This is a genomic window from Candidatus Binataceae bacterium (assembly GCA_035650475.1).
Taxonomy (GTDB): Bacteria; Desulfobacterota; Binatia; order Binatales; family Binataceae; genus JAKAVN01.
Genome location: DASRHP010000012.1, coordinates 515,927 through 536,265 on the forward strand (window position 1 = coordinate 515,927; position 20,339 = coordinate 536,265).

The following is a 20,339-nucleotide window of genomic DNA, read 5'->3' on the forward strand; positions in this document are numbered from 1 at the left end:
GGGCTCTGGCCCGCGCGGCAAAATGAAAGCATAATAGGCGTTTACGCCGCATCTTGAGCTGCGGCGGCAATCACTGTGGCGCTTATCGTTCAAAAGTACGGTGGAACCTCGGTCGGCTCGATCGACCGCATCAAGGCGGTAGCCGAACGCGTCACACGCGCACGGGCGCGCGGCCACCAGCTCGTCGTCGTTGTCTCCGCGATGGCGGGCGAAACCAATCGTCTCTTCAAGCTGGCTGCGCAACTCAGCGACGCTCCCAATACGCGCGAAACCGACGTTCTGGTTGCCACAGGCGAGCAGGTCTCGGCGGCCTTGCTCGCGATTCGGCTCCAGGCGCTGGGCTATCCGACCGTGTCGTTCCTTGCCCACCAGCTACGCCTCACCACCGACTCCCATCACGGCAACGCCAGGATTCGCTCGGTCGAGGCCGAGCGCGTGACCCGGGTGCTCGCAGACGGCTGTATTGCGGTGGTCGCGGGATATCAGGGGGTGGATCCCAAGGGCGATATCACCACGCTTGGCCGCGGCGCCTCGGACCTGACGGCGGTCGCGCTGGCGGCGGCGCTGAAAGCCGACGCCTGCGAGATCTACACTGACGTCGAGGGCGTATTCACCGCCGATCCCAATATCTGCCCGCGCGCGCGCAGGCTGCGGCGCGTCTCCTACGACGAGATGCTGGAGATGGCGGGACTGGGAGCGAAGGTGCTGCAATTGCGCTCGGTTGAGCTGGCGCGGCGCTACAACGTGCCGCTGGTCGTGCGCTCCAGCTTCAGCGAGGCCGAGGGCACCTGGGTCGGCCAGGAGGACAGGTCGATGGAAGAGGTAATGGTGTCGGGTGTAACGCTCGACCAGAACCAGAGCAAGATAACGATCGCGGGCGTTGCCGACCGGCCAGGACTTGCGGCGCGCATCTTCGGGCCCATCGCCGGGGCTGGGATCGTCGTTGACATGATTATTCAGAATGCCAGCGCCGACGGCCGCACCGACGTAACCTTCACTGTGGGCCGCGACGATCTGCGCCGTGCGCTGGAGCTTTGCCGGATGGTGGCGAACGAGATCGGCGCGGGCGGCGTACGCCACGAGGAGCAGGTCGCCAAGGTCTCGATCGTGGGGCTTGGAATGCGCACCCACGCGGGCGTGGCGGCGCGGATGTTCCGCGTGCTCGCCGACGAGGGCGTTAACATCGAGATGATCGGGACCTCGGAGATCAAGATTTCGGTGGTGGTCAACGCCAAGTACGGGGAACTCGCGATGCGCGCTTTGCACGATGCCTTCCTCGGCGAAGGCTCCGGCGCGGGGTCGCCGGAGTCGGTATAATCCAATGGCTACGACGCACAGGGAGCGGAACTCGGCCGCACGCAGGAGCGCGGCCTCGATCGGCGCGGTCAACGGCGCCGGGCGCAACAGCGGCGAGCGCGACGAGGGCGGGGCAACGAAGATCCAGATCTACGACACCACGCTGCGTGACGGATGTCAGTCCGAAGACGTGTCGCTCACGGTCGGGGACAAGCTTGAGATCGCCCAGCGCCTCGACGACCTTGGAATCGACTATATCGAGGGCGGATGGCCGGGCTCCAACGAGCGCGACGCGGCGTTTTTCCGCGAGGTAAAGAAGTTGCGGCTGCGCCATGCCAGAATCGCGGCTTTCGGCTCGACCCGCCGCGCCAACGTGCGCGCCTCGGCCGACCGCAACCTGGCGCTGATCCTGCGCGCCGAGGCGCCGGTCGCCACCGTGGTTGGCAAAACCTGGGATCTCCACGTGCGCGAAGCATTGCGCATCTCCAACCAGGCCAATCTCGAAATCCTCCACGACACGATCGCCTACCTCAAGCGCCACGTGGACGAAGTGATCTTCGACGCCGAGCATTTCTTCGACGGCTACGACGCCAATCCCGAGTTTGCGCTCGCCTGTCTGAGCGCGGCCCAGGACGCCGGCGTCGACCTGATCGCGCTGTGCGACACCAACGGCGGCCGTCTGCCGCACGAGATTGAAGCCGGCGTACGCGCGGCACAGCAAGCCGTGCGCTGCCCGCTCGGGATCCATCCGCACAACGACTCCGAGGTCGCGGTGGCCAACGCGATAGCGGCGGTGCGCGCGGGTGCGGTGCAGGTGCAGGGCACGATCAACGGGTTCGGCGAGCGCTGCGGCAACGCCAACCTGGTTTCGATCATCCCTGACCTCCAGCTCAAGCTCGGCTACCGGTGCGTACCGCCCGACAAGCTCAAGGCGCTGCGCGAAACCGCGATGCTGGTGTACGAGCTGGCCAACATCACGCCGCCGCTGCGCCAGCCCTACGTCGGCCACAGCGCTTTCACCCACAAGGCGGGGCTCCACGTCTCGGGCATCCAGCGCGACGTGCATACCTACGAGCACATCGACCCCGCGATCGTCGGCAACGACCGCCACGTGGTGCTCTCCGAGCTCTCGGGCCGCGCCAACATTCTGTACAAGAGCAAGGAATTCGGCCTCGACATCGAACCGAGCAACGAGAAGATCGGCGTGCTGCTCGACGAACTCAAGCGCCTGGAGGCGCTGGGCTACACGTTCGACGGCGCCGACGCCTCGTTCGAATTGCTGATGCTGCGCACGCTGGGCCTCGCGCGCGATCATTTCCGCTTTGTCAGTTTCCGCGTCTTCGATGACAAGTGGCACGAGGATCACACGCCGTTCAGCGAGGCGGTGGTGGTGATCGAGGGACCCGACGGCGTGCGCACGCGCAACTCGGCGACCGGCAACGGCCCGGTCAACGCGCTCGACTCGGCGCTGCGCCGCGCGCTGGTGCCCTATTACCCGGCGCTGGAGGCGATGCAACTGGTCGATTACAAGGTGCGTGTGCTGGACAACGGCGCCGGAACGGCCGCGCGCGTGCGCGTGCTGATCGAATCGACCGATGGCAAACGCCGCTGGGGCACCGTCGGGTTGTCGAGCAACGTGGTCGAGGCGAGCTGGCAGGCGCTGGTCGATTCAGTCGAGTTCAAGCTGCACAAGGACGCCGCCCGTCCGCGCACCGTCAAGCATCCACCGGGCAACGGTCGCGGCGACGGCAGCGCGCTCGAGCCGACCTAGCAGCGCGGGGGCCGGCCGCGCCGGGCCGAAGGAGAAGTGCGATGGGCGTAATCAGTCGAATGCGCGAGGACATCCAGGCGGTCTTCGAGCGTGACCCGGCGGCGCGCACGACGCTGGAGGTCGTGCTGGCCTATCCCGGGCTGCATGCGATCTGGATGTACCGCATCGCGCACTGGCTGTGGGAGCATCATCTCAGGCTTCTCGGCCGCCTGCTCAGCGAGATCGCCCGCTTTCTGACCGGTATTGAGATCCATCCGGGCGCCACCATCGGCCGCCGCCTTTTCATCGATCACGGGATGGGCGTGGTGATCGGCGAGACCACCGCAATCGGCGATGACGTGCTTATCTATCAAGGGGTCACGCTGGGCGGCACCAGCCTCAAGAAGGAAAAGCGCCACCCGACGATCGAGGACCACGTGATGATCAGCGCGGGCGCGGCGGTGATAGGTCCGGTGCGGATCGGACGCGGCAGCCGCATCGGCGCCGGCGCCGTAGTGGTCTCCTCGGCGCCCCCCTATTCGACCATCGTCGGCATCCCGGGCAAGATCATCGAGGGCGAGAGCGCACGTCAGGACATCGCCGAACTCGACCATGCGCGCTTGCCTGACCCGGTGGCGCGCGCGATCCAAGCGCTGGTGGAGAAGCTCAACCGCCTCGACGTGCGAGTCGAGGAGCTCGAAGAGCGCCAGGACTGCCTCGAGGACAAAGTCGTGCCGCACGCCCCCGCGCCGGCGCCTGTCGGCGACCACGATCTGACCAAGAACCGCCAGTAACGGCGCACCTGCGGCGTGTGCCTCATTCACCGAGCTTCAGCGGCATCTCGGTGATCTGACCTGCCGTAGTGATCCGGCCGATGTTGGTCGGCCCGCCGATGCTCCATCGTTCGGTGAACCACAGCGTGCCGTCGCGCCGTGAAAGCAGGCTTGTGACAAGGGCGCCGCCGGGAAGCGGAAAGACCGCCGCCACGCCGGCCGTCGTCAATCGCACGATAGCGCCTGCGGCGCCGACGCTGCCCGCCGAGCCTCCGCGGTTGATCGCGATCCAGAGATTGTGGTCAGGGCCGACGACGATCGCTTGGTACTGGCCGCTGACCGGCAGGGTGAACTCGCTGACCATCGCGGCAGGTGTGAAGCGGCCGACACGATCGCTGAAATTCTCGGTGAACCAGAGGTTGCCGTCGGGACCGGCGGCGATTTGGGCGGGCAGCGCACCTTTGCGCGGCAGCCGGTATTCGGTCACCTTGCCGTCCATCGCGACCCGTCCGATCCTTCCCACCGGCGCTTCGGTGAACCACAGGTTGCTCTCGGGGCCGCTGACGATCGACACTGGGCCGCTGCCGCGTTCGGGCAGCGGAAAGATCGTGACCGTGCCCTGCAGCGTCATCCGCCCGATAGCCACTGCTGCTTCGGGCTGTGCGCGCTCCCATGCCGTGAACCAGAGGTTGCCGTCGGGACCGAACGTCAGGCCTTCCGGCACGAAGCCGCCGGGCAACTCGTAGATCACCGCCGCGCCCTCGGGCGTGCGCTTGATGATGTTGGCGGTGATCTGCGCGCCCGCCGCCATGATCCCGATCATCCACAGGTTGCCGTCGGCGCCGCAGACCAGATTGGCGCCGAAGCTGACCGGCGGTAGAGGGAACTCGGTGAGCTTGCCGTTGCGATCGAGCCGGCCGATTTTCGGAACTCCAAGCAGCGTGAACCACACGTCTCCCTGAGCATCCTCGGCCAGCGACGAAGGCTGAACGACCATCCCCGCCGGCAGCGTAGGCTGCGCCGGAGGTGGGGGAGGCGGCGGCGGATTTTCCGGCACGCACCCGGCGGCGAGCACGGCAAGCAGGCACGCGTACAACCATCGCGTCAGAGTCGAACCGTAACGCGGGCGAGCGCCGCGGGCGCGCAGCGGCGGTCTCACCGGTCGCGCTCTAAAGCGGCTGCCCACGACTCCACCGCCTGCGGCGCGATCGGAATGACTCCGCTGCGCGCAAAGCGCAACAGGAACTCCGCCCAGCCGGGATCGATCGCGCGGATTTGTCCAAACCGAGCGCGTGCTTCGTCCGTACGCCCGCTCGCCAGGAGGGTCAGCGCCATCCGCGCCACAAATTCCGGCTCGTCGGGATAGGCCGTGCAGCATGTTTCGAGATCTGCCAGCGCACCTTCGACATCGCCCGCGAACGCTCGCTCGCCCGCCTGAGCGGCTCGGTTATGGGCGCGGGCATACGACAGCAGGCGCTTTATCTCGCCCACCGGGTCGGGATGATCATCAACGCGGAGCTCAAAGGTTCTCGCCCGCGGATTTTCGCTGCGCTGCCCGGAAACCACGATCAGCGCCGCCGCCTGCTTGCCCCGCAGGTCTCCGCCTTCACGCTCGGCCGCCTCCATCGCAGCCAGCAGCCGTTCGGCGAGATCGCCCGAGGCGCGTTCGAAGGCGTCCACCATCGCGCGCCACACGGTTTCCCGCGCCATCAGATTCGCCTGCGCCGCGCAGGACGCGCCGAGCGCATGCCCCGCGGTGGGCAGACAGGAAGCGCCGGTATGCACGGCCGTCCCTCCGTGTGCGTCGATCATCGCGACCTGGCGGATGGCGGCGCCGGAGTCCGCGCTCAGTAGCCTCTGGAGCGCCTCCTGGGGCGCAACCCCAGCGCGCAGCAGGCTCAGCCCCTGGTAGCCATACGCGGGGTTGACGAACGCCTGCGAGGCGATAGCGCCGACGCCCCCTTCGATCCATGGAACGAGCCGCCCGACCGCAAAAAAGCGCGATTGGACGCCGATGCCGAGCTCCCCAGTGTTGGGGTCGCGCGCCACAATTGAGTAGGTCATGTGGATCAGCCGTTATCCCGATGCAGCTATTCAGAGCGGTCGAAGCTGCGCGCATCGCGGTCTGCGCGAAGCCGCTCGCTCAGAGCTTATGGCCGAAATTTGCGCCCATCACGTATTCGTGCTCACCACGGATCAGCCGCCGCTGGCGAAGACGTTCGAAGCCGAATGGCGTCAGATCGACGGTGCGCGCGCGCCCTTCGAGGATAAGCTCCGCCATCGCAGCGCCCACCGCCGGAGCGGTCTTGAATCCGGTGCCGCTGAAGCCGGCGGCAACGTACAGTCCGCCCGTGCCGGCTATCGGGCCCAGCACGGCGCGCGAGTCGGGGCTCACGTCGTAGATCCCGGCGTGGCCCCGCGCGTAGCTCGCGCCGGCCATCGCGGGCACGCGATGGGCCAGGCGCTCGGCCACCTCGGCGACGAAGTCGGCGTCGTTGTCCTCGCGAAAGCCGTCGGGGTCGGGCTCGTACTCGGCCTTTACGTCGCCCAGGCCGATCAGCGTCAGATCGGCGCCTTGCGGGCGAAAGTAGCTGCCGGAAATCGTGTCGATACATCCGCAATGGCGCACCGTGGGCGCTCGCTTGAAGAATGCGATCTGTGCGCGCTCGGCGCGAATCCCGATCGCGGCGCCCAGCGGCGCGAGCAGGCGGTCGGTCCACGGTCCCGCCGCCACGCATACGGCGTCCGCCGCGTGGCGCTTGCCCGACAACTCGATCACGCCGCGCGCGCGCCCGCCGGCGGTATCGATCGACGCCACCGGTGCATTGAGCATGAACCTTGCGCCGCGGCGCTCGGCCGCTTGCGCCAGCGAACGCGTCGTGGCAACCGGGTCGGCATAGCCGCTTTGCGGCTCGTAGGCGGCCAGGACGACGTCATCGACGTTTATCGCCGGCTCGAGCTCGCGCAGGTCTGCTGGTTCGACCACGTAGGTATCGACGCCGACCCCGCGCAGCATCGCGATGTTGGCGCGCAGTCCGTCGGCATTCGGCGCACCCACCACGACCGCGAATCCGGTGCGCACGAAGCCGCATCCGCGCCCCTCGCGGTCGCGCCCGACCGTCTGGTCCCAGTTGGCGAAATAGGCAAGACTCTTCCACGCCAGCTCGGCTTCGGGCGCGAACGTGTAATGCATCCGCACCAGCGCCCCGGAGCGCGCCGACATCCCGGCGCACACCTCAGCGCCTTGGTCGAGAACGGTGACTCGGGCCCCGGCGCGGGCGAGATGAAAGGCGAGGGAACATCCGACCACCCCCGCCCCTACGACAATTACGTCTTCGTTCGCCATGGTTGTTCGCCCGGCGCGGTTCCCTTTTGACGTAGCGCCCGCGCGCGGCGGCTTTTGCCGGTCGTTTCGCTAGGGTAAGTTAATCTTTCGTCCCGGGGCTATCAAACCGGATGCGTATTTACCTCGACCATAATGCCGGCGCGCCGCTGCGTCCCGAGGTGCGCGCCGCAATCGGCCGCTTCCTCGAGGCGGACGAAGGCAACCCGGGCTCAGTGCATCGGAGCGGCCAGCGCGCTCGGCGCGCGCTCGAGCAGGCGCGGGCCCAAGTCGCCGCGCTCGTCGCTGCGGCGCCGCGCGAGATTGTTTTTACCAGCGGCGGTACCGAGTCGAACAACCTCGCGATTCGCGGCGCGATCGAGGCGAGGCCGGCGCGCCGTCGGATCGTTACTTCGGCAATCGAGCATTCGTCGATCCTGGCGCCGCTGGAATACCTGGCCTGCCGCGGCTTCGACGTCGTCCGGGTCGGCTGTGACCGCGAGGGACGCATCGACACCGCCGCCGTCGTCGCCGCCGTGGGCGCCGACACGGCGCTGGTGACGCTCGGCCTTGCCAACGCCGAGGTCGGCACGATCCAGGATTTGGCGGCGGTCGCCCCCGCCGCCGAGCGCGCGGGCGCGCTGTTCCATATTGACGCCGCGCAGGCCGCCGGTCGGATTGCGGTGCGGGTCGCGGAGCTTGGATGCGACCTGCTTACGCTCAGCGGCCATAAGCTCGGCGCGCCGGCCGGAATCGGCGCGCTCTATGTGCGCCAAGGGGTCGCGTTTGCGCCGGCGACGCTCGGCGGGCCGCAGGAGGCCGGGCTGCGTGCGGGCACGCCGAATCTGCTCGGCGCGGTCGCCTTCGGCGCCGCCGCCGAGGCGGCGCAGGCACATTTTGGTGAAGAGTCAACGCGCCTCGCCGGTTTAGCGGAGCGCCTCCTGGAGCGGCTAGTCGTCGCAATTTCCGGATTGCGCCTCAACGGGCCTGCGGACGCATCGCGCCGCCTCGCCAACACGCTCAATTTGAGCTTTCCCGGCGTGCTCGGCGAGAGCCTGCTCATTGCGCTCGATCTGGAGGGCGTCGAGGTCTCGATGGGCTCTGCGTGCGCGGCCGGCGCGGTCGAGCCTTCGCATGTGCTGCTCGCGATGGGCCTGGGCCGCGACGCCGCGCGCAGCTCGCTTCGACTGAGTCTCGGATGGAACACGAGCGAGACTGAGGTCGCGTGCGCCGCCGGGATTATCCCACGCGTGTGGAGGCGGGTGATGGCGGCCGAACCGGAGCGCGCGTGCGGCGGCGAGGTGCGTTCGTGAGTGTGCGGGTGCTGGTCGCGATGTCGGGGGGCGTCGATAGCTCGGTCGCGGCCGCATCGCTGCGCGAGGCCGGCTACGACGTCGTCGGCGTCGCGATGCGGCTTGCGCCGGAGGCGCCGACGCCGGCTGCGCGCCGGCGCGCGACGTGCTGTTCGCATGAGGATTTCGAGGACGCGCGCCGGGTCGCGGAGCGGATGGATTTTCCGTTCTACGTGGCTGACCTGCGGGCCGAGTTCGGCGCGCGCGTGATCGGAAATTTCGTCACCGAATACCTCGCCGGACGCACTCCCAATCCGTGCGTGATGTGCAACCGCGAGATCAAGTTTGATCGGCTCTGGGAGCGGGCGGCGGCCATCGGCGCCGAGTTCATCGCGACCGGCCACTACGCGCGGATCGAGCGCGATTCGCGCGGCCGCTTCCATCTGCTGCGCGCCGCCGACCGCGCCAAGGATCAGTCCTACTTCCTGTTCGCGCTCGGCCAGCAGCAGCTCGCCCGCACGCTGTTTCCGCTGGGTTCGATGACCAAGGTGGAGGTTCGCGAGCGGGCGCGAGCGCTGGGTCTCGCCAACGCCGACAAGCCGGAGAGCCAGGAGATTTGCTTCGTGCCCGACGGCGACTACGCCGGGTTCGTCGAGCGCGCGGCGGGCGCGCGGCAGCTGCGCCCGGGTGCGATCGTTGACGATGAGGGCCGACGGCTCGCCTCTCATGCCGGGGTCCACCGTTTCACCGTCGGCCAGCGCCGCGGTCTTGGCGTGAGTGCGCCGGCGCCACTTTACGTGCGCGAGATCCGCGCCGCGCGCGGCGAGGTCGTGGTTGGCCGGCGCGAGTCGCTGGGCGCCGCGGGGCTGATCGCGCGCGACCTGTCGCTGGTCGATCCCGATGCCGTGAGCGGCGCCGCAGTCTTGGAGATTCAAGCGCAGATTCGCTACCGGCATCCCGCGCTGCCCGCCTATCTGGAGACCGCGGCGGACAACCGCGCGCGTGTTCGATTTGCCGGAGCCACCGGACCGGCGGTGACGCCGGGACAAGCCTGCGTCTTTTACCGCGGCGATGAAGTCGTGGGCGGCGGCTTTATCGAGTGCGCGCTGTGAGGGGCGGTGCGATGCGCTTTGCGGTGGCGACGCTTGGATGCAAGGTCAACCAGTACGACTCGGCGATGATTGAGTCGCGGCTCGGCGCGCGCGGGATGGAGCAGTGCGGGTTCGACGAGGTTGCCGACGTCTATATCGTCAACACCTGCACCGTGACCGATCGCGCCGACGCTGAGAGCCTCAGGCTTGCGCGCCGGGCGCGCCGGCTCAATCCGCGGGCGCGCGTGGTGATGACCGGGTGCCTCGCGCAGGCGAGCCCCGAGGCGCTCGCGGGCGCACCGGAGGTCGATGCGGTGGTCGGGCTCGGGCGGCCGGGCGACCTGGAGCGTGCGGTGATGGGCGAAGCGGGCGCGCGCGTGATGGTATCCAACCTGCGCAAGGAGCGCGCCCCGATTGAGCTGGGGGCGGTGGCGCTCACCGGCCATACGCGCGCCTTTCTCAAGGTGCAGGAGGGATGCGATCAGTTCTGCAGCTTTTGTATCGTGCCGACCTCGCGTGGAACCTCCCGCAGCGTCGAGCCGCGACGCATCTTCGTCGCCCTTGACGGCCTCGCCGCCGCCGGTTTCCGCGAGGCGATTCTAAGCGGCGTCCATCTGGGCGGCTACGGGCGCGACCTCGAACCGCCGGTCAGCCTGGAGGCGCTGCTCGAAATGATAGCCGAGCGCTCACCGGTGGGGCGCGTCCGTATCAGCTCGCTCGATCCCGAGGAGCTGAGCGACCGCGCAATCGAAATCCTCGCCGGCAGCGACAAGTTCTGCCCGCATCTTCATCTGCCGCTGCAGGCCGGAACCGACGAAACGCTGGGGCGGATGCGCCGGCGCTACGACCTTGCCCATTTTCGCGGGCGCGTCGAAAGAGTGCTCGATGCGATGCCCACGGCCGCGGTCGGGACCGACCTTATCGCCGGCTTCCCCGGCGAAAGCGTGCGCGACTTCGAGAACTACGTTAGATTCGTTGAAGAACTGCCGCTTGCCTACTTCCACGTCTTCCCGTACTCGGTGAGGGCGGGAACCACGGCGGCCAAGCTGCCGGGCAGGGTGTCGGCGGCCGAGGTCACACGCCGGGCGGCGATACTGCGCGCGCTGGGCGAGGAGAAGCGGCGGCGTTTTGCGCAGCGGTTTTGCGGGACCGCACTTAAAGTATTACTTGAGGAGCGCGGAAGAGACGGCCGGCTGGGGGGTTATAGCCGCAACTACGTCCGCGTCCTGGTGGAGGGCCCCGACTCACTTGCGAACGACGAAGTCGAGGTGGCGATATCGCGCGTCGAGGGCGCTGCGCTCGCTGGCACTGTGGTTGCGCGCGGGACGACGGCCACGACCGGCGCGCCTGCGCACTGACGAGGAGCGCGCCGAGCTCGAACATCGGCTGAACTATACTTTTGCGCGCCCCGAGCTGCTGCGCATCGCGCTCACCCATCCGAGCGCCGCTGTCGGCGCCGATGCCCATTACGAGCGGCTCGAGTTTCTCGGTGACGCGGTACTTGACCTCGCGATCGCCGACCTGCTGATGCGCCAATTGCCGGAAGCCAAGGAAGGCGTGCTTTCCAAGGAGCGCGCCTCGATCGTCAACGGCCGCACCCTAGCAGCCAAGGCGCAGGCGATCGGAATCGGGCGCGCGCTGCGGCTGGGCAAGGGAGAGGAGAAAAGCGGCGGGCGCGAGAAGGTTTCGATCCTGGCGGCGTCGTTCGAGGCGGTGATTGGCGCGATTTATACCGACGGCGGTCTGGCCGCCGCGCAGCGCGTAATCGAAGCGCTGTTCGCCGACGACATCGGCGGTCCGGCCGCCGAGCGCGACTATAAGACCGAGTTGCAGGAGATCGCCTATCGCCGTTTCCGGACCCAGCCGGTGTACGAGCTGATCGGCTCGCGCGGGCCGGACCATGCCAAGATGTTCACCACTCGCATCCGCATCGCCGGGCGCGAGCTCGGCATCGGCGAAGGCGGGAGCAAGAAGCAGAGCGAGCAGGCCGCGGCGCGCGCGGCCCTGGACCGTATCGGCGGCGAGCGGCACGAGCGCCATGGGCGGCACTGAAAGCCATCGCGCGGGCTTCGTTGCTCTGGGCGGCCGCCCCAATGTCGGCAAGTCCACTCTGCTCAATTGCCTGGTCGGGCAGAAGGTCGCGATCGTCACGCCGCGCCCGCAAACCACCCGCCGGCGCATCCTCGGCATCCGCTCCGACCCCGACGCCCAGCTGATCTTCATCGACACGCCGGGGCTCCATCGCCCGCGCACCGCGCTCGATCAGCGGATGGTCGAGGTCGCGCGCCGATGCCTGCGCGAGGGCGAGGTTGTGGTGGGAGTGGTCGAGGCGCGCGGGCAGCTCGACCCCGGCGACCGCGAATTTCTGGCCGAGCTGCGCGAGCTAAAGGCGCCGCGCATCATAGCGATCAACAAGCTTGACCTGGTGTCGCGCGCCGATCTGATCGCCTGCGCGGAGCAATGCTCGCGCGAGCTGCCCGAGGCGGAGATCGTGCCGGTGAGCGCGCTCAAGGGCGAAAACGTCGGCGAGCTGCTCAAGGTCATCAAGGCGATCCTGCCCGAGGGCCCTTCGCTGATGCCTGAGGACGAGTACACCGATCAGAGCGAGCGCGTGCTGGCGGCGGAGATCGTGCGCGAGAAGGTTTTCCTCGCGATGCGCCAGGAGGTCCCGTTTTCAACCGCGGTGGTGGTGGAAAATTTCGTCGAGGAGCCCCAGCGGCGACTGATCCGGATTGCCGCGCTGATCGTGGTCGGGCGCGAGTCGCACAAGGGAATGCTGATCGGGGCGGGCGGGCGCAGGCTCAAGGAGATTGGGACCGCCGCGCGGCTGGAACTCGAGGAGCTCTTCGGCGCACGCGTCTTTCTCGAACTGCTGGTCAAGCTCGAAAAGGACTGGACGCGCAACCCGCGCAAGATCGGGGAGCTCGGACTGTAGTGGCCAGGCGCATCAACAGCGGCGCCGGCGCGGCGCGCCGCGACGCGCTCGCCGCGCTGCCCGAGGGCGTGGCGGTGGTGGTTCTGGTCGGACGCGCCAACGCCGGCAAATCGACCCTGTTCAATCGCATCGCCCGCCGCCAGCGCGCGATCGTCAGCCCCGTCGCCGGTACCACGCGCGACCTCAACTTCGGCGAGGCCGAGCATCTGGGGCGCCGCTTCTTCGTCGTCGATACCGGCGGTCTGGAGCTCGGTGGGCGCGAGCGGCTCGGCGAGCGGGTGGTCGAAATGGCGCTGCGCGCGGTGGCCTTGGCCGACGTCGTCGTCTTTATGTTCGACGGCCGCGCAGGGCTTGGCCCGGGCGACCGCGAGGCGCTGGCGCTGATTCGCGCAACCGGCCGCCCGCTGGTGGCGGTGGTCAACAAGATCGATCGGCCGGCGATGGAGCCGGCGGCGGCCGAGTACTACGCGCTCGGCGTCAGCCCGCTGATGACGATCTCGGCCGCGCACGGCCTCGGCGTCGGCGAGCTGCTGGACGAGGTCGTCGCGCGTCTGCCGGCTGCGCAAGCACGCGAGGAAAAGGCGCCCGATCTGCGCCTGGCGCTAATCGGCCGCCCCAACGTCGGCAAGTCGTCGCTGCTAAATCGGCTTGCGGGATTCGAGCGCGCGATCGTTGATGCGACGCCCGGCACGACGCGCGACACGGTCGATTTGCGAATACACGCTGCCGGGCGCGACGTCCTGCTGATCGACACCGCGGGAATCCGCCGCCCGACCCGGGTCGAGGGCGAGCTCGAGCATTACTCCGTGGGCCGTGCGATCCAGACGATCCGGCGCGCCGAGGTTCTGGCGCTGGTCGTGGACGCCACCGAGGGAATCACCGACCAGGACGCGCGGCTGGCGCGGCTGGTCGAGAAGGAGGGGCGCGCGCTCGTCGTCGTGTGCAACAAATGGGACGCTGCGGCCAGGGCCGGCCAGCGCATCCCGGCCTTCGTGCGCGAAGCACAGGCGCGAGTGCCGTTCCTGGCCTATGCCGAGATGCTGTTCACCTCGGCGCTGACCGGCGACGGCGTGGACAAGCTGATCCCGGCGGCGCTCAGGGCCGGCGATTCGTGGCGCACGACGTTCCAGACCGCGCGGCTCAACCGCGTCCTTGCCGAGGCGAGTGCGGCGATGGACCCGCCGATGGTCGGACGGCGGCGGCTCAGGCTGATGTACGTCACGCAGGTCGGCCATTCACCGCCGCGGCTCGCCTTTTTTGCCAACGTCGCAAGCGGCATCCCGCCGCACTACCTGCGGTTTCTTCAGACCCGCTTCCGCGCGGCGCTCGGGCTGGTCGGCACGCCGCTGGTCTTCGAGTTCCGCCGCACCGGACGCACTTGGGCCGAGGCGCGCGCGGCGGGCCTTGCGCCTCCCAAGGAGGCCGCCAACGGCCGCAATTAAAAGCCGCGCGCGCAGCGAAGCGGCGGGCGGTGCGGGAGATTCGACCTGCGCGCGTGTTGTGGAAAAGCCCGGGCGGCTCGTGATGCGCCGCGGGCGGCGCGCCGGTATAGTTAAGCGAAGGTCGATTTCGTGATCCTGATTCTGGATTTCGGCAGCCAGTACACGCAGCTCATCGCTCGCCGCGTGCGCGAGGCGCGCGCCTATTGCGAGATTCATCCATACAATCTCGCGCCCGAGAAGATCCGCGCGATGCGCCCGCGCGGGATCATTCTGTCGGGTGGTCCGGCGAGCCTCTACGAGACCGGCGCGCCGGATATTTCGCCCGAGGTGCTGCACGTCGGATGCCCCGTGCTCGGCATCTGCTACGGGCTTTACGTGATCGCGCAGCATCTGGGCGCCCGCAGCGCCGGCGCGCGCGCTCGCGAGTACGGCCCGGCCACGCTGATTATCGACCGGCGCGATCCGCTGTTCGAGGGAATCGACGAGCGCGAGCAGCGAGTCTGGATGAGCCACGGCGACCGCGTCGAGGCGATTCCCGCCGAGCTTGAGCCGATCGCGCACAGCGACAATTCGCCCTACGCCGCCGTGCGCACGCGCGACGGGAGGATGCGCGGCATCCAGTTCCATCCGGAAGTTGCGCACACTCCGTGCGGGGCGCGGGTCCTGCGCAACTTCGTGCTTGGGATTTGCGGCGAGCCGGGCGACTGGACGCCCGCCGCCTTCGTCGAGACCAAGCTCGGCGAGATCCGCGCGCGCGTCGGGCCCGACGACCGCGTGATCATGGGGCTGTCAGGCGGCGTCGATTCATCGGTCGCTGCGGTGCTGATCCATCGCGCGATCGGCGATCGCCTGCGATGCGTGTTCGTGGACACGGGACTTTTGCGCGCGGGCGAGCGCGAGCGGATGGAGAGCGTATTCGGCGGCCGGCTCGGGATAGCGCTGCGCGTGGTCGACGCGTCCGAACTTTTCATCAAACGCCTCGAAGGCGTGCTCGACCCCGAGCACAAGCGCCGGATTATCGGCCATACTTTCATCGAGGTATTCGAGAACGAGGCGCGCGCGATGGGCGGCGCGCGGTTTCTTGGCCAGGGAACGCTCTACCCCGACGTTATCGAGTCGGTCTCGTTCAAGGGGCCCTCGGCCACGATCAAGACCCATCACAACGTCGGCGGGCTGCCGGAGCGCATGCGCCTGGAGCTGATCGAGCCGTTGCGCGAGTTGTTCAAGGACGAAGTCCGCGCGGTCGGCCGCGAGCTCGGCCTGGGCGCCGACGTCGTCGATCGCGAGCCGTTCCCGGGCCCCGGTCTGGCGGTGCGCATCGTCGGCGAGGTCACGCGCGAGCGGCTGGAGCTTCTGCGCCGCGCCGACAGGATTGTGATGGAGGAGATCGAAGCGCAGCGGCTGGGCACGCAGCTATGGCAGGCCTTCGCCGTGCTGCTGCCGCTCAAGACGGTCGGCGTGATGGGCGATGGGCGCAGCTATGAGAGCGTGATCGCGATCCGTGCGGTCGAGTCGTCCGACGGGATGACCGCCGACTGGGCGCGGCTGGACCCGGCACTGCTGGCGCGGCTTTCCAGCCGGATCACTAACGAGGCGCGCGGGGTCAACCGCGTCGTATACGACATCACCTCCAAGCCGCCCGCGACCATCGAATGGGAGTAGCCGCATCGTGACCGTCCGCAGCCGCTACGCGCCGAGCCCCACCGGCGCGCTTCACATCGGCAACGTGCGCTCGGGGCTGTTCGCCTACCTCTTCGCGCGCCACAACCGCGGCCAGTTCATCCTGCGCATCGACGATACCGACCGCGAGCGCTCCACCCAGGAGTCGCTAAACGAGATTTTGGAAAGCCTGCGCTGGCTCGGAATCGAATGGGACGAGGGGCCGCCCGATCCCAGATACTTCCAGTCCAACCGCTTCGAGCGCTACCGCCAGGGCGCGCTCGAACTGCTGCGGGCGAAGAAGGCCTATCCGTGCTACTGCACCGCCGAGGAGCTGGAGGCCAGGCGCAAGCAGGCCGAGCGCGAGCATCGCAAGCCCGGCTACGACGGCAAGTGCCGCGACCTGCCGTTCGCCGCCGACCTCGCATTGCCCGACCGCACCGCCGGCCGCAACTACACCATCCGCTTTCGCGCGCCGCGGGTCGGCGAGACCGTCGTCGATGACCTGATCAAGGGGCGCGCGGTGTTCGACAACGCGGAGCTGGATGATCTGATCATCTTTCGCTCGGACGGCGTGCCGACCTACAATTTTGCGACCGTCCTCGACGACGCCGACTTCGGCATTACGCACGTCGTCCGCGGCGACGACCATCTGCCGAACACGCCGCGCCAGATGCAGATTTTCTATGCGCTCGGCCTGACGCCGCCCGCCTACGCGCATCTGCCGATGGTGATGGGGCCGGACGGGCAGAAGCTCTCCAAGCGCCATGGCGCGATCTCGGTCTTCGCCTACCGCGACCTCGGTTATTTTCCCGAGGCGCTGCTCAACTATTTGGCGCGGCTGGGATGGTCGCACGGCGACCAGGAAATCTTCTCGAAGCAGGAGCTGATCGAGTATTTCGACTTCGCCGCCTGCGGCAAGTCAGCGGGGATTTTCAACGCCGAGAAGCTGCTGTGGCTGAATTTCCACTACCTCAAGCAGCGCCCGCTGGCGCAACTTGCGCGCGAGGTCCGACCGTTCATCGAGCGCGCCGGATATACGAAGATTCCCGGCGACGAGGCGTGGCTTCAGAAAATGATCGCGACCCTGCGCGAGCGCGCCAAGACCCTGGTCGAACTGGTCGATTTCGCGAAGTTCTACCTGAGCGACGAGATTGTGATCGAGCCCAAGGCGGCGGCGAAATTTCTCAAGCCCGAGATGGCCGAGCCGCTGGCCGCGCTGGCCTCCGAGCTGGAGACGCTTGAGGGCGACTTCAACGAGGCGGCAATCCAGGCCGCCTTCGAGCGCGTGCTCGGACGCTTCGCGATGAAACTCGGGCAGCTTGCGCAGCCGGTGCGCGTCGCGCTGACGGGCGGCACGGTGAGCCCGGGAATCTACGAAGTGATCGCGGTGCTCGGCCGCGCCCGCACGGTGCTCCGCCTGCGCCGCGCGCTCGAACTGATAGGTTCGGCCGCTTAGCGCGATACTGCGACGACAGGCGACCGCGGTAACGCAAAGCGTTGCCGTGATCTTGTACCAGGGGGGCCTCCGTGCCAGCCCTCGTTCCTCGGCACCAGATTCGATTGCCGGTTTGTCCTGGCCATTCGCAGGTGGGGTTTCTGTTCTAGATGCCGCGCCGCCCCAGGACAGAGAGCGGGCGCGCCGGCTTGTACGCCCTCGCAAGCCGTGGCAAAGGGCGAAATGCGAAGGTTTGCTCTCCAGCCCGCTCGCAAAGTATTCCGGTTTTAGACGCACTCCTGCGCGGCACGCGAATTGTAAGGCCTCGGCACCGAGCGCTGACGGCGTCTGCGGAAGCGGCGTTCGCGGCGATTGGCGCGCGCGGCGGGGGCGTTGTAAAAGGAGAGCCATGGACGCGGAAACCATCCGGAACCCCGGCTACGTCGAGGGCAGTTTCAACTACGTCAGGCCGATGGCGGAGAAGCCGGCAACCTGGCTGTACAAGCCGACGCCGGACGCGCCGCTGCGCAACTGGGAGCCTGAGCGCCACACGATGCGGGTGGAGGACGGCCGCGCGGTCGCCGGCGAACTGACGCTCGACGGCGCAGGCTTCGCGCTGGTGCCCCATCGCAGCGCGACCGCCAATTTCTACGACGACGCCGAGGTCAAGGCGGTCTATTACCCCGAGGTCGAGCGGCTGGTTAAGCAGGTCAGTGGCGCCTGGCGGGTCTTGGTGTTCGACCATAACGTGCGCTGCGCGCCGATGGCGAAGCAGGGACTGAACGCCGCGCGCGAGCCGGTGCGTTTCGCGCACAACGACTACACGCCCAAGTCGGCGCCGCAGCGCGTGCGCGATCTGCTCGGCGCCGAGGCCGAGGAGTTGCTCAAGCATCGCTTTGCCTTTATCAACGTATGGCGGCCGATCCGCGGGCCGGTCGAGGAATCGCCGCTCGCCGTATGCCACGCGCAGAGCATCAAGGTGAGCGACTTCATCGCGACCGATCTCAAGTATCGCGACCGCACCGGCGAGGTGTTTTCGGTCGCTTACAGCCCGGCCCATCGGTGGTATTACTTCCCGCGGATGCGCTCCGACGAGGCGCTGTTCCTCAAGTGCTTCGACTCGGCGACCGACGGGCGCGCGCGCTGGACCGCGCATTGCGCCTTCGACGATCCGAGCGCGCCGCCAGACGCCGCGCCGCGCGAGAGCATCGAGGTGCGCACGATCGCGTTTTTCGCGTCCCTGAGCTGAACGGTAATCGGCGGCCGTCTGGCGGCGCGCGCTCGCGATACGCCGGGTCGATTGCGGTTTGCGCTCATGCGTCGGCACTGTGCCGCGATGGACTAACGTTGGCGTCCGTGGAAGGCTGGCCGCAGGCAGGCGCGCCGACACGGAGCGCCTGAACACGGGAGGCCCCTGATGGAGACGATTCGATTCGACGATATTGAAAAGCTGCGCTCGAAGATCAGCGACCAGTTCGGCCCCTGGAGCAAGCCGATCGAGGTGACCCAAGAGAAGATTAACCAGTTCGCCGAGGTGACCGGCGACCATCAGTGGATCCACATCGACGTTGAGCGTGCCAAGCGCGAGAGCCCATTCAAGGCGCCGGTCGCGCACGGCTTTCTGACGCTCAGCCTGCTGCCGGCCTTCGAGATCGACGAGGGATGGAAGGTTGTCGGCTATCGCAACGTGGTGAACTACGGCGGCAACAAGCTGCGCTTCATCTCGCCGGTACCGGCCGGATCGAAAGTGCACGCGCGCCGCCGCGTGATTGCGGTCGAAGAGCGTCCGCAAGGGACGCAAGTCACGCAGGAGACCCAGGTGGCCGTGGTCGGCCAGGAGCGGCCCGCGCTGACCTACGAAGGCATTTTCCTGTACGTGCGTTGATGTCAGCGTGGCGGGCCCCGGTGCCGGCCCACTCTTATTTGTCGCTCAACCAGTGCGATGAGCGATCGCGGCGAGCCGCTCGCGTTCCGGCGAAGCCGGCACGGTGGGGACGATATGGAGCATGAATTTAATACCCATCCTCCTCCAATCACTGCGCGGCGGCGGCGCAAACGAGCGGCAGCGCCAGCGGCTTTGTCAGCTCAGCGCATAGCCTTTCACACCACGCCGCGCGCGCGCAGATCGGCGATTGCCGCCGGATCGTAGCCAAGCGCGGCGAGCACGGCGTCCGTGTGCTCACCCTTTTCGGGCGCGGCTGAGCGCAGCGCCCACGGCGTGCGGTTCATGTCCACCGCCTGGCCGACCAGTTCCTGGCGTCCGCGTCTGGGATGCTCGACGGCGCGCGCGATGCCGATGTGCCGCACCTGCGGGTCCGCAAACACCTCGTCCATTCGGTAAATTGGGCCGCACGGGACGCCCGCGCGATTGAGAATCTCGATCCACTCCGCCGATGGCCGCGTGCGCGTGATTTCCTCGATTGCCGCGTTTAGCTCGTCGCGGTTGCCAAGCCGGGCCCTGCCGCTGGAGTAGCGCGGATCCGCGGCGAGATGCTCGGCGCCGAGCGCCTTGCACAGCCGGCCGAAAAGCTCGCCGCCCGAGGCAGCAATATTGATGTGCCCGTCGGCGGTTCTGAACACGCCGGTCGGGATCGCGGTCGGATGGTTGTTGCCAGCCTGCTCCGGAATTTCCTTTGCCACGAGCCAGCGCGCGGCCTGGAAGTCGAGCATTGCGATCTGCGCTGCCAGCAGCGATGTCTGTACCCACTGACCCTCGCCGGATTGCTCGCGCTCAAGCAGCGCGATCAGCACGCCCATCGCGCAGAACACGCCGGCGCTGACGTCGGCGATCGCGATTCCCACTCGCACCGGCCCCTGGCCGGGCAGCCCCGTGATTGACATCAAACCGCCCATGCCCTGCGCGATCTGATCAAGCCCTGGACGGCTGCGATACGGGCCATCCTGGCCGAAGCCCGAGACGCTGGCGTAAACCAGCCGCCGATTGACCGCGCGCATGCTCTCGTAGTCGATGCCGAGGCGGTGCTTTACGTCGGGGCGGTAATTCTCGACCAGCACGTCGGACTGGGCGACAAGCCGCCTGAGGATCTCCAGGCCCTCGGGGCGCTTGAGGTCGAGCGTCATGCTGCGTTTGTTGCGATGGAGGTTCTGGAAGTCGGGGCTGTGGCGCGCGCCGACTTCGGTCGCGTCGTCTCCCGGCTGTTCGACCTTGAGCACGTCGGCACCCCAGTCGGCGAGCTGGCGCACAGCGGTCGGGCCGGCGCGCGCGCGGGTGAGGTCGATTACCTTGAAGCGCGACAGTGGAAGCTTGCCCATAACGGGCCTCATCATAGTGCGAAGCTTGCGCCGAGCGGTAACGCCGCCCCGGAATCCGGTGATCGCCC

At 67.9% G+C, this 20,339-nt stretch carries 17 protein-coding genes; 13 read left to right on the forward strand and 4 right to left on the reverse strand.

The window, feature by feature from the left end; genetic code table 11:
- The first annotated feature begins 75 nt into the window (after positions 1 to 75).
- The 3 genes from VFB33_13930 to epsC are packed head-to-tail and all read left to right on the forward strand — an operon-like array spanning position 76 to position 3,840.
- Positions 76 to 1,317 carry an aspartate kinase gene (locus VFB33_13930; GenBank protein HZO82790.1) on the forward strand — a complete coding sequence of 414 codons (1,242 nt, stop codon included), beginning with the start codon at positions 76 to 78 and terminating at the stop codon, positions 1,315 to 1,317.
- 4 nt (positions 1,318 to 1,321) lie between these two features.
- Entirely contained in the window at positions 1,322 to 3,067 is a 1,746-nt protein-coding gene (gene cimA / locus VFB33_13935; GenBank protein HZO82791.1) for a citramalate synthase, read from the forward strand.
- A gap of 41 nt (positions 3,068 to 3,108) precedes the next feature.
- Positions 3,109 to 3,840: a serine O-acetyltransferase EpsC gene (gene epsC / locus VFB33_13940; protein HZO82792.1), complete on the forward strand. Its 732-nt coding sequence runs from the start codon at positions 3,109 to 3,111 to the stop codon at positions 3,838 to 3,840.
- 22 nt (positions 3,841 to 3,862) lie between these two features.
- Here the strand turns inward: epsC and VFB33_13945 are convergent, their stop codons facing one another.
- From VFB33_13945 to VFB33_13955, 3 genes are all read right to left on the reverse strand, one after another.
- Positions 3,863 to 4,978 (reverse strand): hypothetical protein, encoded by a 1,116-nt coding sequence (locus VFB33_13945; GenBank protein ID HZO82793.1) that lies wholly within the window; start codon positions 4,976 to 4,978, stop codon positions 3,863 to 3,865.
- Complete coding sequence (locus VFB33_13950; GenBank protein ID HZO82794.1) at positions 4,975 to 5,883, reverse strand: DUF1028 domain-containing protein; 909 nt, start codon at positions 5,881 to 5,883, stop codon at positions 4,975 to 4,977. The genes VFB33_13945 and VFB33_13950 overlap by 4 nt, the downstream gene beginning before the upstream one ends.
- 79 nt (positions 5,884 to 5,962) lie before the next feature.
- A complete protein-coding gene (locus VFB33_13955; protein ID HZO82795.1) occupies positions 5,963 to 7,165 on the reverse strand; it encodes an FAD-binding oxidoreductase in 1,203 nt (400 codons plus the stop codon).
- Positions 7,166 to 7,275: 110 nt separating this feature from the next.
- Between VFB33_13955 and VFB33_13960 the strand changes: the two genes are divergently transcribed.
- The 10 genes from VFB33_13960 to VFB33_14005 all read left to right on the forward strand — a co-directional run bounded on the left by VFB33_13960 (position 7,276) and on the right by VFB33_14005 (position 18,883).
- Positions 7,276 to 8,454, forward strand: coding sequence for a cysteine desulfurase family protein (locus VFB33_13960; GenBank protein HZO82796.1), 1,179 nt, complete (start codon positions 7,276 to 7,278; stop codon positions 8,452 to 8,454).
- On the forward strand, positions 8,451 to 9,545 hold the full coding sequence (mnmA, locus tag VFB33_13965; GenBank protein ID HZO82797.1) for a tRNA 2-thiouridine(34) synthase MnmA: 1,095 nt from the start codon (positions 8,451 to 8,453) through the stop codon (positions 9,543 to 9,545). The genes VFB33_13960 and mnmA overlap by 4 nt, the downstream gene beginning before the upstream one ends.
- A gap of 11 nt (positions 9,546 to 9,556) precedes the next feature.
- A complete protein-coding gene (mtaB, locus tag VFB33_13970) occupies positions 9,557 to 10,882 on the forward strand; it encodes a tRNA (N(6)-L-threonylcarbamoyladenosine(37)-C(2))-methylthiotransferase MtaB (protein ID HZO82798.1) in 1,326 nt (441 codons plus the stop codon).
- Entirely contained in the window at positions 10,839 to 11,576 is a 738-nt protein-coding gene (gene rnc / locus VFB33_13975) for a ribonuclease III (protein HZO82799.1), read from the forward strand. The genes mtaB and rnc overlap by 44 nt, the downstream gene beginning before the upstream one ends.
- Positions 11,563 to 12,459 (forward strand): GTPase Era, encoded by an 897-nt coding sequence (gene era / locus VFB33_13980; GenBank protein HZO82800.1) that lies wholly within the window; start codon positions 11,563 to 11,565, stop codon positions 12,457 to 12,459. Before rnc ends, era begins: the two co-directional genes overlap by 14 nt.
- Positions 12,459 to 13,901 (forward strand): ribosome biogenesis GTPase Der, encoded by a 1,443-nt coding sequence (gene der, locus VFB33_13985; protein ID HZO82801.1) that lies wholly within the window; start codon positions 12,459 to 12,461, stop codon positions 13,899 to 13,901. Before era ends, der begins: the two co-directional genes overlap by 1 nt.
- Positions 13,902 to 14,030: 129 nt before the next feature.
- The gene (gene guaA / locus VFB33_13990; GenBank protein HZO82802.1) at positions 14,031 to 15,563 is read left to right on the forward strand and encodes a glutamine-hydrolyzing GMP synthase; all 1,533 of its coding nucleotides are present in this window, start codon (positions 14,031 to 14,033) and stop codon (positions 15,561 to 15,563) included.
- Between the two features lie 7 nt (positions 15,564 to 15,570).
- Positions 15,571 to 17,019, forward strand: coding sequence for a glutamate--tRNA ligase (gltX, locus tag VFB33_13995; protein ID HZO82803.1), 1,449 nt, complete (start codon positions 15,571 to 15,573; stop codon positions 17,017 to 17,019).
- 388 nt (positions 17,020 to 17,407) lie between these two features.
- Entirely contained in the window at positions 17,408 to 18,247 is an 840-nt protein-coding gene (locus VFB33_14000) for a CmcJ/NvfI family oxidoreductase (protein ID HZO82804.1), read from the forward strand.
- A 168-nt stretch (positions 18,248 to 18,415) separates the two neighbouring features.
- Positions 18,416 to 18,883, forward strand: a complete 468-nt coding sequence (locus tag VFB33_14005) for a MaoC family dehydratase (protein ID HZO82805.1) — start codon at positions 18,416 to 18,418, stop codon at positions 18,881 to 18,883.
- Positions 18,884 to 19,098: 215 nt separating this feature from the next.
- Here the strand turns inward: VFB33_14005 and VFB33_14010 are convergent, their stop codons facing one another.
- Complete coding sequence (locus tag VFB33_14010; protein ID HZO82806.1) at positions 19,099 to 20,271, reverse strand: CoA transferase; 1,173 nt, start codon at positions 20,269 to 20,271, stop codon at positions 19,099 to 19,101.
- Positions 20,272 to 20,339: the final 68 nt, after the last annotated feature.